Source organism: Bacteroidota bacterium (genome assembly GCA_037133915.1).
In the GTDB taxonomy this organism is placed as follows: domain Bacteria; phylum Bacteroidota; class Bacteroidia; order Bacteroidales; family CAIWKO01; genus JBAXND01.
In genome coordinates this window covers 12,595-30,916 of record JBAXND010000027.1, presented here as the reverse complement: position 1 = coordinate 30,916, position 18,322 = coordinate 12,595, and the positions used below count along the sequence as shown (strand labels likewise).

At 43.1% G+C, this 18,322-nt stretch carries 13 protein-coding genes; 5 read left to right on the top strand and 8 right to left on the bottom strand.

The genetic code is table 11. The annotated features are described in order from the left end of the window. Nucleotides 1–439 precede the first annotated feature (439 nt). The gene (locus tag WCM76_10270) at nucleotides 440–1,387 is read left to right on the top strand and encodes an FISUMP domain-containing protein (GenBank protein ID MEI6766017.1); all 948 of its coding nucleotides are present in this window, start codon (nucleotides 440–442) and stop codon (nucleotides 1,385–1,387) included. Between the two features lie 191 nt (nucleotides 1,388–1,578). On the opposite strand, the gene WCM76_10265 is transcribed toward WCM76_10270, so the two are convergent. From WCM76_10265 to WCM76_10240, 6 genes are all read right to left on the bottom strand, one after another. Then, complete coding sequence (locus WCM76_10265) at nucleotides 1,579–2,634, bottom strand: T9SS type A sorting domain-containing protein (GenBank protein MEI6766016.1); 1,056 nt, start codon at nucleotides 2,632–2,634, stop codon at nucleotides 1,579–1,581. A 20-nt stretch (nucleotides 2,635–2,654) separates the two neighbouring features. Continuing rightward, entirely contained in the window at nucleotides 2,655–5,063 is a 2,409-nt protein-coding gene (locus WCM76_10260) for a T9SS type A sorting domain-containing protein (protein ID MEI6766015.1), read from the bottom strand. Between the two features lie 201 nt (nucleotides 5,064–5,264). After that, nucleotides 5,265–7,172, bottom strand: coding sequence for a molecular chaperone DnaK (dnaK, locus tag WCM76_10255; GenBank protein ID MEI6766014.1), 1,908 nt, complete (start codon nucleotides 7,170–7,172; stop codon nucleotides 5,265–5,267). A gap of 181 nt (nucleotides 7,173–7,353) precedes the next feature. Then, entirely contained in the window at nucleotides 7,354–8,310 is a 957-nt protein-coding gene (locus WCM76_10250; GenBank protein ID MEI6766013.1) for a TIGR01212 family radical SAM protein, read from the bottom strand. A 206-nt stretch (nucleotides 8,311–8,516) separates the two neighbouring features. Then, entirely contained in the window at nucleotides 8,517–8,873 is a 357-nt protein-coding gene (locus tag WCM76_10245; GenBank protein ID MEI6766012.1) for a DUF6150 family protein, read from the bottom strand. Between the two features lie 46 nt (nucleotides 8,874–8,919). Further along, entirely contained in the window at nucleotides 8,920–9,678 is a 759-nt protein-coding gene (locus WCM76_10240; GenBank protein ID MEI6766011.1) for a CDP-alcohol phosphatidyltransferase family protein, read from the bottom strand. Nucleotides 9,679–9,878: 200 nt separating this feature from the next. On the opposite strand from WCM76_10240, the gene WCM76_10235 reads away from it, so the two are divergent. Together WCM76_10235 and WCM76_10230 are read left to right on the top strand one after the other, a co-directional pair. After that, nucleotides 9,879–10,421, top strand: a complete 543-nt coding sequence (locus WCM76_10235; protein ID MEI6766010.1) for a DUF6141 family protein — start codon at nucleotides 9,879–9,881, stop codon at nucleotides 10,419–10,421. A gap of 78 nt (nucleotides 10,422–10,499) precedes the next feature. Then, complete coding sequence (locus WCM76_10230; protein MEI6766009.1) at nucleotides 10,500–11,912, top strand: hypothetical protein; 1,413 nt, start codon at nucleotides 10,500–10,502, stop codon at nucleotides 11,910–11,912. Nucleotides 11,913–11,948: 36 nt separating this feature from the next. Here WCM76_10230 and polA read toward each other — a convergent pair whose 3' ends face one another. After that, a complete protein-coding gene (gene polA, locus WCM76_10225) occupies nucleotides 11,949–14,750 on the bottom strand; it encodes a DNA polymerase I (protein ID MEI6766008.1) in 2,802 nt (933 codons plus the stop codon). Between the two features lie 171 nt (nucleotides 14,751–14,921). Between polA and WCM76_10220 the strand changes: the two genes are divergently transcribed. Then, the gene (locus tag WCM76_10220) at nucleotides 14,922–15,794 is read left to right on the top strand and encodes a T9SS type A sorting domain-containing protein (GenBank protein MEI6766007.1); all 873 of its coding nucleotides are present in this window, start codon (nucleotides 14,922–14,924) and stop codon (nucleotides 15,792–15,794) included. 283 nt (nucleotides 15,795–16,077) lie between these two features. Then, the gene (locus tag WCM76_10215) at nucleotides 16,078–16,569 is read left to right on the top strand and encodes a hypothetical protein (GenBank protein MEI6766006.1); all 492 of its coding nucleotides are present in this window, start codon (nucleotides 16,078–16,080) and stop codon (nucleotides 16,567–16,569) included. Here the strand turns inward: WCM76_10215 and lysS are convergent. Further along, nucleotides 16,558–18,279 carry a lysine--tRNA ligase gene (gene lysS, locus WCM76_10210; GenBank protein MEI6766005.1) on the bottom strand — a complete coding sequence of 574 codons (1,722 nt, stop codon included), beginning with the start codon at nucleotides 18,277–18,279 and terminating at the stop codon, nucleotides 16,558–16,560. The genes WCM76_10215 and lysS overlap by 12 nt on opposite strands. Nucleotides 18,280–18,322: the final 43 nt, after the last annotated feature.

Sequence of the window (18,322 nt, the reverse complement as noted above, 5' to 3'; positions counted from 1 at the left end):
ATAGTTGACCATCCCTGAATAGCGTTGACCGGTTTTACTCTCATGGCGCGCGTTTGTAAGTCGTGACAGCAGGCCAGTATGTCCGGTCTTTTCTCATCATTTTATCGATTCTTTTGTCTTGGCACAAACGAAGCTATTGGCGCGCAATTCTATAGCGTGACAGCAAGGAAAAATGAACAGCAATAAGTAATTATAGATTGTGAGAGAAACACCTTGGGGTTGCTATGCCCTGAGTTATCATTCAGAAATAAAAAAAACAGAAGTATTACACACTTATATGATATTTTTATATATTTGTATTGAGATTATAAGTTGAAAGGGAGACTAAAAAGGGTATCTCGCCCGGACAAATATTTGAGTTCCGGGATAAGCATATTAACATGACTGTATCGAGAATATCAAACTTATATTATTTTATAAAAATTTAAATTGATTAATTATGAAAATAAAAAAATTACTCCTCGCGGCACTTGTACTTTTTGCATTTAATTGTCCGGCTCAAACAGTTACTGATATTGACGGAAATGTATATAATACCGTTTCTATCGGGACACAAGTCTGGATGAAAGAAAACCTTAAGGTAAAACATTACCGGAATGGAAATGCGATTCCTAATGTAACAGACAATTCTTCATGGGGAAATCTCACAACCGGAGCAAGAAGTTTCTACGACAACGATTCATTAAACAGTGTTCCGGTATATGGAGGATTATATAACTGGTACGCTGTTAACGACCCTCGTAAAATCTGTCCGCTTAACTGGCATGTACCTAGTGAACCGGAATGGAATGTTTTATCAAAATTTCTCGACAATACTGTTGATACGAATGCCTCGGGTTGGGTAGGTACTCATATTGGCGGTGACATAAAAGAAGCGGGATATTCGCATTGGAACAGTCCAAATGCAGGTGCATCCAATAGCAGTGGTTTCAGCGCCATGCCTGCAGGTACTCGTTATCCTGATGGTTCCTTTCTCAATATTGGGACTCATGCCGATCTTTGGTCATCCACACCCTTTGACGATAATAATATCTGGAGAAGAAATCTGGGATGGGATAAGGCTACGTTTAACCGCAATTATTATGTGAAGACTTATGGCTTTTCAGTACGCTGTATATGTGATTTTGCCAGCAATATTGAGAATAATAATTTTCAAAAAGAGTTTAAGATATTTCCAAATCCGGCCTCAGACAGAATCAATATAAATTACACCGTGACAGAAAATGTAAAAATGCAAATTTATAATATCGTTGGAGCTGTTGTTATTCAAAGTGAATTAATTGGAGGCAGCAATGAAATTGACATAAGTTCATTGTCAAAAGGTATATATATTATCAGACTTACGAACAATACGACCACTGTTCAGCAAAAACTGATTAAAGAATAATCAACAATACATAACGATGGTTTGAATTCGTCGGTGAAGTTCTGTTGGCGAGCGTTTGCATGTCGTGACAGCAGTTAAATTTTAAGGAGACCAAGTCAACATTTCAGGGAGCAAGGTCTAGGTTTGGGCAAACAAAAAAGAGAGCCATCCTTTACAGGACGGCTCTCTTTTTTATTATCATTACGGATGAATCAGCGCAACACGGCTTTCAGTGTTTTCTGAGTGCCGTTTTTGCTGTCGGTGATTTTCACAAAGTAAACGCCGTTTACCATTCCGGTCATTTGGAGCAGTATCTTTTTGTCGGCAGAACTCAGTTTAATTACTTCCTTACCTGTGATGTCATAAACCGCAATATTCATCAAGGCCGTATTGGGGTTGGAAACATAAAACACACCATCCGAAGGATTCGGGCTGATGCCTGTTTTCATCTCTTTGTTTTCGGCAATGCCAAAACTGTTGTCAACAAGCACAATCTGTGTGGCAATATCCGGTATGGTAGTGGCCGGTGTCAGGGAAGTATAAGTCGGCACCCTGTGGTTTGCCCAGGTGTTTGTAATGGTGTTGTACACACCCGTGAAGCGGAGCAGTGTGTCGCGGCCATTATTGTTAAAGGGCACAAAATAGGTATTTGTTCCGGCGCCAAACATTCCCTGCGTATTGTCATAGAAATCGCCTGTAGGCACTGTATATCCGTTGGGTGGTGCATAAGCGGTTCCTATGCCTTTGCCGTAAAAGATGGCATCAACGGGAACAGAAGCGGCAGTAAGTACCGTACCCTGAAACACTGCGATGCCGTCGGCATTGTTACCGGCATTACCAAAAACACCCGAACTTGATTTTGTTCCAAATCCGTCGCCGTTGGTAGTGGTAACATTAATAGTACGAACCCACAACTCACTGCTCAAATCGGCCGAGCCAAGACCATCTATCAGCATGCCGTCACCTCCGACATAAAATACATCGCCGGTATGAACCACGCCGCTTGTCAGGTCAAATTTATAAGAAGTACTGCCGCCCTGAGCCCAGCCGTTTGCTCCGACTGTGCCGTTGTTGGCAACCACTACCGAGAAACTATCGACTGAAAAGTCGATAGTTTCGGTAGCAATAAGCTGTACATATTCATAGATAGAATCCGTTCCGCTGGGATTGAAGTTAACCCCGGATATCAGTATTTGCGACTGTACTGTGCGTGCCGTAAGCACGAAAAACAGTCCAAATAAAAACCATTTCAGTTGATTCGTTTTCATATCTCAGAGGTTATTAAAAATTATTCAACCACCACCTTTTTCAAGGTAACTTTATTACTTGCCAGATCTGAAATGCGAATAATATAAAGTCCTTTGCCGAATGAAGTCAGGTCGATATCAACAGCAGCCGAAGTGGCTGTTGCGCTATAAACCACACTTCCGGTAGCGGAAAGAATCATGATGTCATTACGCTGTGCATCCTGCGAAAAGTCAATCCTGAAGTTACCGTTATTCGGGTTAGGATAGATGTTCACCGATGTGCTGGTATTCTTTGCATCGTTGATATTTACCAGCGGATTCAAACGACCGTGAACAAGAATATCATCAATACGTGAACTGCCACCGGTTGAAACAAGGGCGCCGGGATTAACAGCACTGTCGCTTGTCATAATCCACCTGAGCCATACGTTCGGTTTGTTATTCAGATCCCAGTTTGTGGACACATTATGAAGAACACCGGCACTCCAGTTATCTTTTGCAGAAACGGTCGCACCGTTCACGTCAAACCACCACAGATTGTCGGTACTGTATTCAACTTTCCAGTCGCGGGGGCCGGTACCTGATGAGCGTTGTTTTGATGAGAACTGAATGCTGTCATAACCAAGTGTTGTAAAGTTAACGACCCAGTATTTTGTGCCGTCACCACCGTCCCAGCCCAGTGTTCTGGCAGCCTGACTTGAAGCTCCGGATACGTATGTAATAGCGCCCGTAAAAGAAGGTTCGCGTTTTATTGAGCGTCCAAGATTGGCAGGAATACCACCATCTGAAAGAGTATCATCAGGACTGTTGGGGAATACCCAATAAACCAGTGTATCGATAGGCATAGCACCAAAAATAACCGGTAAACGGTAAGGTGTAACGATAGGATTAAGGGCAGTATCGGTTACGCAGCATACAATAAGCGTATCTGTAACACCCAGAAGCAGCGGTGTGCTCAGAACGAGGTCGGCAGTATCACCGGTCGGGCGGTAGCTTACACTTCCGGTAACGGCATTGAGCCATGAATAGTCAGATACATTCACCGGTCCCATTGTAAATATCGGTTCGCTGAACACCACCACAACATTGCTGACTGATGTTGCATAGGCATCAATAACAGCCGGTGGGAACGTATCAAGAATACTGATTAATATGGGGAATTTATACACTACAGACATTGTATTCAGGGCGGTATCATTGAGGCCGCTAACATACAAGGTGTCGGTTATGCCGCTTGTAAGTCCAACACTCAGTACCAGATCAACGGTATCGTGTGTGGGGCGCAGTGAAACGGAACCGGTAGTTGTAGATAAAAACCAGTTATAATTTGTAGGATCAACGGCGTCCATCGGGAATAAGGGCTCATTGAAGGTAACTGTCACGTGAGTGAGGTCGTTTGCCCATGCATCGGTTGCTACAGGAGGAGTGTTATCAAGAACTGTAGAAACTATTTCAAATTTAGAAACGCCTGTCATTGTATTCAATGCCACATCTTTTACACAGCAAACAAACAAGGTATCCAACGTGCCGCTTATAAGCGGTGTGCTCAGGGTAAGGTCAACGGTATCGAGTGTAGGTCTGAGAACGGCTGTTCCGGTTTGTGTACCAAAAGACCATGTGTAATTTGAAGCGTTTTGTGCCGTAGCTGCATCAAGAGGTTCATCGAAAGCGACCACCACCTGATTCAGGTTGAGTGCCCATGCATCAACTACGGTAGGAGGTGTAACATCGGGAGGAGGAACAGTCCATGAAACATTTACGCTGTCAATAGCAAGTCCGTCATCAGCACCTGTATTGTCAGGGTCGTCCCATTTCACCATCAGGAATGAACCGGCGGGCAGTGAAAGACCCGGCAGAGCTACTGCGGTAAATTTAGTGCGGTATGCAGATGAATCACCATACAACGCACCACCCGGTGATGAATTTACGATGCTGTAAAAATCAAGTGCTGCCACTTTGGTCCATCCCGCATTTACGCCGGGAGAAACACTCGTAATCAGCGTGGGGCTAACTTTATACCATACAGAGTCAGCCTGAGGAGTCGTGCCTCCGCCTTTTCTCCACTGTTCACCGGTATATGCCACCAGCACGCTGGTAATTGTAGAAGTGGTATTATTCTGAAACTGTACACCAAAAGCAATACTTCCGGTGCTGCCCGATGCAAGTGAACCCAATGCACGGTCAGTGCTGCCGTTCTTGCCGTAGCTCCACAATCCGCCTGAGGTTTGACCGCCACCACCGGCAGTTAATGTATTTGTTCCAAGAGCTCTGGATGCCCACCAGTTTGCAAGTGTAGAATTATCAACCCAGGGCGTTGAGCCCGTATTAATAAGACCGTCGAAAGTCTGCAAATAACTACCGTTTCCGGTAATAGATACTTGCGCCTTCACGGGCATAGCCATTGCGAAAAGCATGCACAAAATGGCTGCAAACGTAATTCTTGTTTTCATAATTTGTGTTTTATGTTTTACTAAAGGATTAATTTCTTTGAATATACCTTATCAAAAGTAATATCAAGATTGGCAAATCTAACCATTTTACATTAAATTTATATTAAGTATTTTGAAAGTTGTAAACATCATTGTGTGTATTTGGATGTTTCAAAAAAAGCCTCCACAAACGGGAGGCTTTTCACTTTTAAAAACAGGCAATTATTTTTTATCGTCTTTAACTTCTTCAAAATCCACATCGGTTACTTCGTCACCGCCTTTTTTATCCTGGGGAGGATTTTCCTGACCCGGCTCCGGATTCTGTCCTTGCGTGGCTTTATACATTTCTTCGCTGGCGGCTTGCCATGCAGCATTCAGCGTGGTCATAGCTTTATCGATTTCTGCCAAATCCTGACTTTTATGAGCATTTTTCAGCTCTTCAAGACCTTTGTCAATGGCTTCTTTTTTTGCCGGCGGAATTTTATCTCCGTATTCCTTAATCTGCTTTTCAGTCTGGAATATCAGTGAATCGGCGGCATTCAGTTTGTCAACCCTTTCGCGCTGCTGACGGTCGCTTTCAGAATTTGCCAGAGCTTCTTCTTTCATCTTCTTAATCTCGGCATCGCTCAACCCCGATGATGCTTCGATACGAATCTGCTGTGTTTTGCCGGTAGCTTTATCTTTGGCAGACACATTCAGAATACCGTTGGCATCAATATCAAAGGTAACTTCAATCTGAGGCACACCGCGCGGGGCAGGTGGAATACCATCGAGATGGAAGCGGCCGATACTTTTATTTCCGGTTGCCATGGGACGTTCGCCCTGCAGAATATGTATTTCAACAGATGTCTGGCTGTCGGAAGCCGTAGAGAATACTTCAGATTTCTTGATAGGAATTGTAGTGTTTGAATCAATGAGTTTGGTCATAACGCCACCCATTGTTTCTATACCGAGTGAAAGCGGAGTTACATCGAGCAGCAGCACGTCTTTTACTTCGCCTGTAAGCACGCCGCCCTGTATTGCAGCACCAATGGCCACAACCTCATCGGGATTCACGCCTTTTGACGGGGCTTTTCCAAAGAAATCCTCAACTAATTTCTGAATCACCGGCATACGTGTTGAACCGCCCACCAGAATCACTTCATCAATATCTTTTGTGGTCATACCTGCATCGTTCAGTGCTTTGCGGCAAGGTTCCACTGTTGCCTGAATCAAATCGTCACAGAGTTGTTCGAATTTGGCGCGGGTAAGTGTTTTCACAAGATGTTTCGGGATACCGTCAACGGGCATGATGTATGGCAGGTTGATTTCCGTCTGTGTTGAGCTCGAAAGTTCAATTTTTGCTTTTTCGGCGGCTTCTTTCAGGCGCTGTAATGCCATTGGGTCGCGGCGCAGGTCAATACCTTCATCGTTTTTAAATTCGTCGGCCAGCCAGTCAATCACGCGCTGGTCAAAGTCATCACCGCCAAGGTGGGTATCGCCATTGGTAGATTTCACTTCAAACACACCTTCACCGAGTTCAAGAATCGAAATATCGAAGGTACCGCCACCAAGGTCATAAACGGCTATTTTGATATCCTTGTTCTTTTTATCAAGACCATAGGCAAGCGCAGCGGCTGTAGGTTCATTAATAATACGTTTCACATTGAGACCGGCAATTTCACCGGCTTCCTTTGTAGCCTGACGCTGCGAATCGCTGAAATACGCAGGTACTGTAATTACTGCATCGGTTACTTCCGTACCCAGATAATCTTCGGCGGTTTTCTTCATTTTCTGAAGCACCATAGCCGAAATTTCCTGCGGAGTAAACAAACGTTCGTCAATACGCACGCGGGCTGTGTTATTGTCGCCTTTTTCAATTTTATACGGTACGCGTGAAATTTCTTTGGTTATGCGGTCGTATGATTCGCCCATAATCCGTTTTATTGAAGAAACGGTTTTTGCAGGATTGGTAATGGCCTGACGTTTTGCCGGGTCACCTACCTTGCGTTCTCCGTTTTCCGTAAAAGCTACAACCGAAGGGGTGGTGCGTTTTCCTTCGCTGTTGGGAATAACAACAGGTTCGCTGCCTTCCATCACGGCCACACAAGAGTTTGTGGTTCCTAAATCTATTCCAATGATTTTTCCCATTTTATAAGGTTTTAAAAATTGATATTTCTGTGTTGATGCCTGCCTTTGTCAATCGTTGTGCCAAGCCGTATTTTTGTCAATAGAGTGTAATTCTGACAGTAAATAATAGTACAGGCCTGACTGGTGTCACGATTTAATGACAAAACGACAGCGATAATAAAAAGTGCTTGTTTTGTGGCAGCTACACCATAACAGATTTGCAATGCTTGCCCTGCCATGTGTCGCGTTCGGTCATTCTCTTTTCAATGAGCCGGAGCAGCTCGTCGCCACGCATTAAGCCCCAGGCGGGGCCGGCCAGAAAGCGGGGCGGAACTTCGGCGGTAAGCCGTTCAACCGTAATTGCAGGATGCAGGCGTTCCAGAAAATCAATTACGAATTCAATGTATTCATCGCGTGCAAACAATTGAAAGTGCTGCGGATGCTGCTCAAATTCCAGTGCCATGGCCGTTTCTTTGATAATCTGCAGTTGGTGAATTTTTATGCTGTTCACAGGCAGTTCCGAAATAATGTCAGCTTCAGCAAGCATTTGTTCTCTGCTTTCGCCCGGAAGGCCCATGATAAGATGCACGCCTGTATGCAAGCCCCTTTCAGCGCTTGCCCTGATGGCTTTTAAGGATGCGCTAAAATCATGACCACGATGAACCCTGAGCAGTGTTTCATCATAACAGGATTCCACGCCAAACTCTATAAAAACATGGTGATTTTTTGATAATTCCTGCAGATAATCCAGTTTCTCGGCGTCGATACAATCAGGGCGTGTACCAATAGAAATTCCTGAAATATCAGGATGCACAAGAGCTTCAGAATATATTGTTTTCAGTTTTTCGATGGAGGCATACGTATTAGAATATGCCTGAAAATAGGCCAGGTATTGTCCGGCATGCCGATAACGCACTTTATGAAAGGCAATACCTTCGTCAATTTGCCGGGTTATTGATTTCCCGGGAAGGCAGTACGAAGGATTAAAAGCGTCATTATTACAAAAGGTGCATCCGCCCAGGGCCAAAGAGCCGTCACGGTTGGGACAACTGAAACCGGCGTCGATGCTCAGTTTTTGAAGTCGTGTGCCGTACTTTTTCTTACAGTGTTCCGAAAAGGCATTAAAGCGGCGGATTCCACCCCATGGATAGTTGCTCATAAACTAAAAAAATGAGATTCCCCGCAAGGGATAACCTCAATTTGTGATACAATGATGCTTTCAATGCCAATCCAGACTTAATAATCTAACTCTATGGCTCTCTGCGCCTTCTCAGTGCACCTCTGTGAAATAAAAAAAACTGACACGGAGAAACACTGAGATATCGCGGAGTTACAAAGAGAAAATCTATCCCTTGATTCGCATTATTAGTACAATAAATATTTTTTGGAAGAATTTTTCCAGCCTGCATCGCTTTTATAGTCGGCAAAAAAGATCACCAGATCGGCATCGCTTTTATAGTCGCAGAAGTAAATGGTGACATTTGCATCGCTCTTATAATTGCAGAAATACCATAGCCCGTCGTTGCCGCTTGCGTCGCTTGAATACTGACATTTATATACAACCAGATCGGCATCACTTTTATAGTCGGCTACGTATACTTTCACTTTTGCATCGCTTTTGTATTCGCAGGAGAATACTTTTTGTGCGTTTACTGCACCGATCATGAGAACAAATACTGCAAGCATTGCAGTAACTCTGAATAAGAAGGCGTGTTTTTTCATTTTTTCCTGATTTAGGTTATAATTTCATTGATTGGAAACACAATAATCATTCCGCCGATTTTTGCTCAGCGCTTTTAAGACTCTTATACTGAAACAGCGACAACACAATATACAACAGTATAACCATGGGCACTGCCACAAAATAAAACAAAACTATCAACACCAATGATGTAATAATAAAAATATATCTAAGTTGATTTCCTTTCCATCCAAAGCCGCTGAATTTCATAGCAAATAAAGGCACATTGGACACCAATAAAAAGGAAAGCAGCAAGGTTCCGGAAATCAGAATTGCCGGATGCAGTATAAAGAAGAACAGATAATCATTCCAGGGAAAGAGCGGCGACAGGTATTGTTTTGAAATCAGCGGAAGCAATGACATGATAAGTATGCCATTTGCAGGTGTGGGCAGCCCGCGAAAAGAAGATGTTTGGCGCTCATCCACATTAAAAATGGCAAGTCTGACCGCAGAAAATGCAGGAATTATAAACGCCAGAAAGGGCGTGTATGAGGGAAGTCCGACCGGCCAGGCACTCAGGCTCAGCTGAAGCAGCATAAACATGGCCACTCCGGGTGCCAGTCCGAATGAAATAACATCGGCAAGTGAGTCCAGCTGCTTCCCGATTTCTGATTTGACATGCAGCAGACGAGCCACAAAGCCATCACTGAAATCAAAAGCCGCTGCTGCCAATACCAACCATGTAGCTGTAACCAGATGACCTCCATATAGAAAATGAATAGCCACACAACCACACACCAGATTCATGCAGGTAAGAAAATTCGGGATATTGCGTTTAAGCCACATTGTAACGGGATATTATTTTTTTCTAATCTTTGCAAATATACTCATTTGAATAATATTTTTGCAAACGCATAATGGCTATATAAATATTGCTAACTTTGCCTGTTAATATATCACTAAGGAATTTTACTTAATTATCACATCAATATATTTTTCAAGCACTTAGTATTATAAAATTCTGTTAATTCTCAAATTGGGGTGCAATGAGTAAAATTATATTCAGAGAAGTACAAAAAGTAAGGCAGTGGTGGATTTGGGCGATTGTTGGCTTGTTAGTTCTTGGTTACGGATTTATAATTTTTGAACGTTTAGTTATCAGCAGTCCTTTTGAACCCCACGTTATATCTATTTACAACGTTTTCGCTCTCGGTGGCATTCCTCTGGTAATTTTCATTTTTACATTCACCATGAAGCTAATCACCGAAATATGCGACGACGGCATATATTACAAGTTTTTTCCATTTATGCTGCGCTATCACTTCATTCCATGGAATGAAATTGAGAAGGTTTACATGCGTGAATATCATCCCATCAGCGATTACGGCGGTTGGGGTATTCGCTTTGGTTCTTCCCATGGAAAAGCATTTAATGTAAGCGGCAACTGGGGGCTTCAGATTGAGCTTAAAAACGGGAAAAAGGTATTGTTCGGTACTCAGAAAAGGGCATCCATGGAAAATGTAATCATCGCGATAAAAGAAAAAACAGGCATCAAAAATTTCGAGATGTACGATAAATCGGGACTTTAAAAGTCTTAATATTATTCATAAACCGGCATTTTTATGTCCGGTTTTTTTTTATCTTGCGACCAAACTAAATTTAGAATTATGAAACGGTTTTATATCGCCGCTCTGTGCATCCTTTCAATGATATCAGCAGTTTCACCGGGATGCACGTCCGGCAGAGACAATAAAAAAATCAACGCCGCTGATCCTGTTTTTGAAAAAGGCGCCATTACAGCATCTGTAAGCTGCGAAAAAGACCGGACCGTTACTTACACATTATACCTTCCTGCCAGTTATGATTCACTTAAAAAATACCCCATAATTCTGGCCTTTGATTCACATGGTACCGGTAATATACCGGTTGAATTATTCCGCGAACAGGCAGAAAAATACGGGTACATCATTGCCGGGTCAAATAATTCGCGCAACGGACAATCGCTTGAGGCCAATCTTGGATTTTATGATATTATGCTGGGTGATTTACTCACACGATTTTCTGTTGACCGCACAAGAATTTACACTGCAGGATTTTCGGGAGGCGCCAGAGTTGCAAGCGGTGCAGCCATTCTGAGAGGTGGGATTTCGGGCGTTATCGGATGCTCTGCAGGATTTCCGCAGACAGAAAAACCTATCAGTCAGAAATTCGATTTTATTGGTTTTGGTGGTACCGACGATATGAACTACGCCGAAATGGTGAACCTTGACCGTGCACTTGAAAAAAACGCATTTCGTCATCAGCTCATCACCTTTGACGGAACGCATGCGTGGCCACCCAAAGCAATGGTAAGCGAAGCGTTTGTTTTCTTCGAACTGATGGCAATGAAAGATGGCAAGCTGGCAAAGAATGATGATTATATAAAAACGGCACTGGGTGTGGCGCAACAAAAAATAGATTCTGCATCTTCGGCCGGAAAAAAATATGAAGAATATCTTCTGTATGTTAAGCTGGTTCGCTATTTTGACGGACTTGCCGACATAACAAAGCAGAAAGAAGCCCTTGCAAAACTTGAAGCTTCTGCTGCAGTTAAGCAGAAACAAAAAGAAATTGAATACAGTGAAAAGAAAGAGTTGTACCTGCAATCGGAGTACATGAAATCTCTTCAGGAAAAAGATGCCAAGTGGTGGAAAGCTGAAACTGCCAGGCTGAACGAATTTGTAAAAAAATCGCAAAATACAGATGAAAAGCACTTGACCGTGCGCGTTCTCGAATACCTGAGTCTGGCGGCATATTCAACAGCCAATGCGCTGCTGCAGCAGAACAGGCTTGATGAAGCCGAACGCTATATTGAGCTGTACAGTATTATCGACCCTGATAATTCTGAATACGCGTACATGTTTGCGACCTTATACCTTAAAAAAGGTGAAAAAGAGAAATCGCTCACGTCTCTTGAAAAAGCTGTTGAGCTTGGTTTTAATGATCTTTCGAGATTGCAGAACGATACCTCATTCACAAAGATACGTGCCGAAGAAAAATATTTGAAAATTGTGGAAAAGCTGTCCGGCTCAGGAAAATAGTCTTATCTCTTATGTCTAATATCTGTTGTCTAAGTATTAGTGTGCTTCGAGCCAGTTTTTGCCCGAATTAATATCCACTTCTACAGGCACCAATAAGGGAACAGCATCCTGCATAAGGCGAATCACAACAGGTTTCAGCTGTTCAAGTTCCGACTGATGCACATCGAACACCAACTCATCATGCACCTGCAACACCATTTTGGATAACATTTTATGTTCGCGGAGATACTTGTGAATATTAATCATGGCAATTTTTATCATGTCGGCAGCACTGCCCTGAATAGGAGCATTGATAGCATTTCGCTCGGCAAATCCGCGGATTACGCCATTTCCGGCATTAATATCGCGCAGGTAACGACGGCGATTTTTAATTGTTTCAACGTATCCGTTTTTACGCGCAGATTCAATGGTATCATTCATAAACTTTTTGATAGAAGGATATTTTTCGAAATACTGTTCAATGATTTCGGCTGCTTCTTTTCGGGGAATGCCTAATCGTTCGGACAGTCCAAAAGCACTTATACCGTAAATGATTCCGAAGTTCACCATTTTTGCATTGCGGCGCATGTCCTTAGTGACGTCAGCCACATCAATACCATAAACCCTTGCGGCTGTAGCAGCATGAATATCGAGACCATTTTTAAAATCTTCTATCATATGCTTTTCGCCACTGATAGAAGCGATGATGCGTAATTCTATCTGGCTGTAGTCGGCAGAAAGCAGCACATAGTCATCGTTTCGGGGTACAAAGGCTTTGCGGATCTCACGTCCACGTTCAGTACGAATGGGGATATTCTGCAGGTTCGGATTGTTTGAACTGAGCCTGCCCGTAGCTGCCACCGCCTGATTGAACGAGGTATGAACGCGACCGGTACGCGGGTTAATCATCTCCGGAAGGGTATCGACATAGGTCGATTTCAGTTTGGTAAGCGAACGGTAATCGAGAATGGCCTGAACAATGGGATGTTTATTCAAGAGTTTTGCCAGCACATCTTCAGCCGTGGAATATTGTTTGGTTGCAGTCTTTTTGGGCTTTTCGGCAATTTTAAGGCGGTCGAATAAAATATCGCCGAGTTGCTTTGGCGAAGAAATATTGAATTCTGTTCCGGCCATCTGAAAAATATCAAGTTCAAGCTGCTTTACTTCACTAAGCAGTTGTGCGGAATAATCGTTGAGTGCCTGCTTGTCAATTTTAATACCTTCGGCTTCCATGGCTGCGAGCACCGGTATCAAAGGTGTTTCAATCTCATTGAACAAGGGCTCGGTGTTTGTCTTCTTTAATTCCGGAAGAAAAACATTACGTAATTGCAGCGTAACATCGGCATCTTCGGCAGCATATTCACAAAGCTGGTCAAGGGGTACATTGCGCATACTCCCCTGCCCTTTCCCTTTTTTGCCTATCAGCGATTCAATAGGTACAGGTGAATAATCGAGGTATGTTTCGGAAAGGAAATCCATATTGTGCCGCTGATCGGGCTGCAGCAGGTAATGCGCTATCATAGTATCGAACAGAGTTCCGTTTACCTCAATATCATACCAGCGGAGCATCGCAATGTCAAACTTCAGATTCTGCCCTGTTTTTGCTATTCCTGCATCTTCGAATAAATCTTTGAATTCAGCAACAATGGCATATGCCTCATTGTAATTTTCGGGAAGTGCCACATACCAGGCTTCGTGTGGCTTTATAGCAAATGAAAAGCCAATGAGTTCACTTCTGCCATGATCAATGCCCGTGGTTTCTGTATCGAAACAAAAACTCTTTACGGACTTTAATTTCTCAATCAGCTGCCGACGTTTTTCGGGCGTATCAATCAAATAATAATCATGCGCCACATCGGCAATGCCACGCTTGTTGGAAACGGTTTCCACTTTTTCATCGGCCGAAGAAAACAGGTCGAATTGTGCTGATGGCTGAGTTTGCTGTACCGGTGCAGGCTTCACACCATCCTTCACACTTAAATCGGTAAACACGCGATTTGCAAACGTTCGGAATTCAAGTTCATCTAACAGCTCCCGCAACACTTCACGGTCGGGTTCGCCCAGATGCAGGTTCTCTTCGTGAAATTCAACAGGAACATCAAGAATGATGGTAGCGAGCGATTTCGACTGCAGTGCAATATCTTTGTGCGTTTCCACAAGACTGCGCCAACGCGGATTCGATATCTCCGATGAACGGCGAATCAGCTCTTCGATAGAGCCGAATTCAGCAATCAGTTTTTTTGCCGTGACCTCGCCAAATCCGGGAATACCGGGAATATTATCAGATGCATCGCCCCATAAACCAAGCAGGTCAATGAGCTGTTTCGGTTCTTTAATACTGAACTTTTCGCAGACTTCCTTAACACCAAGTACTTCAGCCTTCACCCCAAATTTAGCCGGCTTATAAATGAAGGTTTTTTCGGTCACCAACTGCCCGAAATCTTTGTCGGAAGTCATCATATAGGTAGTAAAACCGGCTTGTTCAGCTTTTACAGAAAGTGTGCCGATAATATCATCCGCTTCGTAGCCTTCCATCATTATTATAGGAATATTGAATGCCTCAATAAGTCTTTTGATGTAAGGAAGCGCCAAAGAGATATCATCAGGCATGGCTTCGCGATTTGCTTTATACATAGCAAAATCATCATGCCTTACCGTCGGTGCCTGTGTATCGAATGCAACGCCAATATGAGTAGGTTTTTCATTTTTCAATACTTCATAAATGGTATTCGCGAAACCCAAAATTGCTGATGTATTCAGTCCTTTTGAATTGACATGCGGATTTTTATTTAATGCATAGTACGCACGGTAAATAAGAGCCATGGCGTCAAGCAGGAATAATCTTTTATCGTCGGGCATAAAGTGTTCTTTGTGGTAAAATTAGTCAAATAATCGGGAAATAGTAGAAAGTCATAAGTCGAGAGTCGAGAGTCGTAAGTCGAGAGTCGAGAGTTCATAAAGTAGAAATAAAATATTTAGTTCCTAATTCTTAGTTCCTGACTACATTTGCATTAAAAGCAAACGATAAATATGATTCGAAAATTCAAAGTGCTCATGTTTTTTCTATTGCCGGTTTCACTGTTTGCACAGGAAGCACGCTATATTGACAGCACGTACACATGGACGGTCTTGAGTATAGGCTTCGCCAATAACTATTCCACCGCGTATTTACGAATGAAAGGCGATACGGTGTTTGGTGCCAACAATTATAAAAAACTTTATAGTTCCGGTGATTCCGCTTTTTCACTATCCACGTATGAAGGCGGAATCAGGCAGGATACACTGAACAAAAAAGTGTATTTCAGAAGTTGGGATATAGGTTGCGGACCCGAAGAAACCATTGCTGATTTTTCGCTTCACAAAGGCGATTCATCGCAATCATACGTTTGCGCTCCCATGTTCTATGCGGTTGATTCGGTCGATTCGGTTTACATAGATGGCGCACTGAAAATGCGGCAGATTTACGGCCTCAGTTTATCCGGAATGCCCGAATACAGTATCGAAGGCATCGGCAGCAGTTTTTCACTTATCAAACCGCACTGGAACTTCTGTGTAGCAGATCTTGAATATCATGTTACCTGCGTACACAGTAAAACTTCGATTGTGTGGACCAATCCGGCTTTCAACAACTGTGTGGTAAGCGGAACTCAGGAAAATACTACATTGCCTGAGGTGATTTCAATTTCGCCCAATCCTGTAACAGGAATTTCTGTAATTGAGTTAAACCATCATGATTGCGGGGTTTTCAAAATATTTGATATCAACGGCAGATGTGTGAGCTCTTTAGATTGCCGGGCAAAACCATATCTTTTATTACATGCCGCCGATTATAAAAAAGGAATGTATTTTTACAGAGCAGAATGTAGTGGCAGTGTTGAAAGTGGGAAGTTTATTATTAAATAGTCGAGAGTCAAGAGTCGATAGTCGTAAGTCGGGAGTCGTAAGTCGAGAGTCGAGAGTCGAGAGTCAAAAGTCAAAAGTCAAAAGTAAAAAGTAAAAAGATAAAAGATAAAATAAAATGTATTATCTGAGCATTACCCCGGAGGGGTTTAAGGTCAGTAGAAGGAATGATTGATTAGATACCGGGGGCGCACGAATGATTTTGATTGGAATTTATGATGTCTCATGCGCCGCAAATGTCGAGAGTCAAAAGTAAAAAGATAAAAGATAATATAAATTGCATTTTATGAAAGCAAAACAAATTGGCTGGAGCGACTGGATGGTCTTTGATAAAGAAACGGTTAACGCTTTTTTACCGGACGAACTGGGCATTTACAGACTTCGTACCGCCGGAGATGTGCAGTTCATACTGAAGCGCGATGACGACGGCTCGGTTTACTGGACCGCTGATTTTAATGTGACGGAAGCAAACCGTAAAAAAATTGAGGATTCGGATCCGATGCTCGTCATCAATAATAAAGACAATGTATTTACCTTTCTGGTATATGCCGGAAGCTCAGTGGATGGCAGCCTGAAAAAACGGCTGTTGTCACTTCTTTCAAGCAAGAAAAAAACGGGGCTCAGAAATCTGCTCGATGTAAAGTTGCCCTTAGGTGTTTCGTATATGCTCACAACGCAGCCCGAACACGACGAAGCACGCTTCGTCGAAGAATATACAACCATCACCAAAGGGTTTTATCCGCCCTGCGATTGTGACATGAATCTATCAGCTCACTAAGGCAACCCAGTCTTTTACTTCTTCAGCAGTCGGCGCTTTGATGTCGAGTTTGAGTTTTTTGCGAAGTCCGCAGATATCATTGAATAATTTATTCGGATTCGCAGTTTTCAGTGCTTCTGGTGTTGCAAATCCTGCCTTCATAATCAGTTCAGCATATTCGGCAGGTATACCTTTCGACACAAGATCATCGCCTTCTGTAGCAACAGCTACAATTTCAGGTTTCATTTGAGGAAAGAACAGCACATCCTGAATTGAATTTGAATTTGTTATAATCATCGATAAACGGTCGATACCAATGCCAAGGCCAGCTGTTGGCGGCATTCCGTATTCAAGTGCGCGTAAGAAATCTTCGTCAAGGACCATAGATTCATCATCGCCCCTTTTGCCGAGCTCGAGCTGTGATTCGAAGCGGTTGCGCTGATCAATGGGGTCATTCAGTTCAGAAAACGCATTGCAGAGTTCTTTACCATTCACAATTGCTTCGAAACGCTCCACCATGCCTTCTTTGCTGCGATGTTTTTTGGCAAGCGGCGACATCTCCACAGGGTAATCGGTGATGAATGTGGGCTGAATAAGATTGGGTTCGCAGGTTCCGCCAAAAATCTCATCAATAATCTTTCCTTTTGCCATGGACGGCGTCAGTTCAACGTTCAGTTTTGCAGCAGTTTCGCGCAAAGCGGCTTCATCCATAGCTGAAATATCAATACCCGTAAAATGCCGGATTACTTCAAACATGGTAAAACGTTTCCACGGACGTTTGAAATCAATTTTATGTGCACCGACTTCAACAATGGTGGTTCCATGAATATCAAGCGCAATGCGCTCAACCATTTCTTCCACCAGATCCATCATCCATTCATAATCTTTATACGCCACATAAAGTTCCATCTGCGTAAATTCCGGATTATGAAAACGGTCCATTCCTTCGTTACGGAAGTCTTTGGCAAATTCAAATACGCCTTCGTATCCGCCCACTATCAAACGTTTCAGATAAAGCTCGTTAGCTATTCTGAGATACAACGTAATATCGAGGGCATTGTGATGCGTTTTAAAAGGTCGTGCAGCAGCACCACCGTATAAGGGCTGCAATACGGGTGTTTCAACTTCAAGGTATCCTTTTTCGGCGAGGTATGAACGCATTGAACCTACCAGCTTTGCACGTTTCACAAAAGTTTCTCTGACGCCGGGATTCACAATAAGGTCGACATAACGCTGACGATAGCGTTGTTCCGGTTCAGTAAATGCATCGAATAACACATCATCTTTTTCTTTAACAATAGGCAGCGGACGCAGCGATTTGCTCAGGAGTTTGAACTCCTTTACATGCAGCGTAATTTCGCCCATCTGAGTGATAAATACAAATCCTTTCACACCAATAATATCACCGATATCAAGGAGCTTTTTAAACACGGTATTGTACATCGTTTTGTCTTCATCGGGACAAATATCATCGCGTTTTATGTAGAGCTGCAAACGTCCCGAAGCATCCTGAATCTCCATAAACGAAGCTGCGCCCATGATGCGGCGGCTCATGATACGTCCGGCTACTGCGACATCCTGATAAAGACCTGATTCAGCCTTGAATTGATTGTTAATATCTGCAGCCGTAGCATTGCAGTTATAGGTATCGGCAGGATAAGGATTGATGCCGAGTTTATAAAGTTCTTCGAGGCTCTGCCTCCGAATGGTTTCCTGTTCACTGAGTTGCATAATAATATGATTTATTCCGGTTAACCGGAAATTTGCGCAAAGA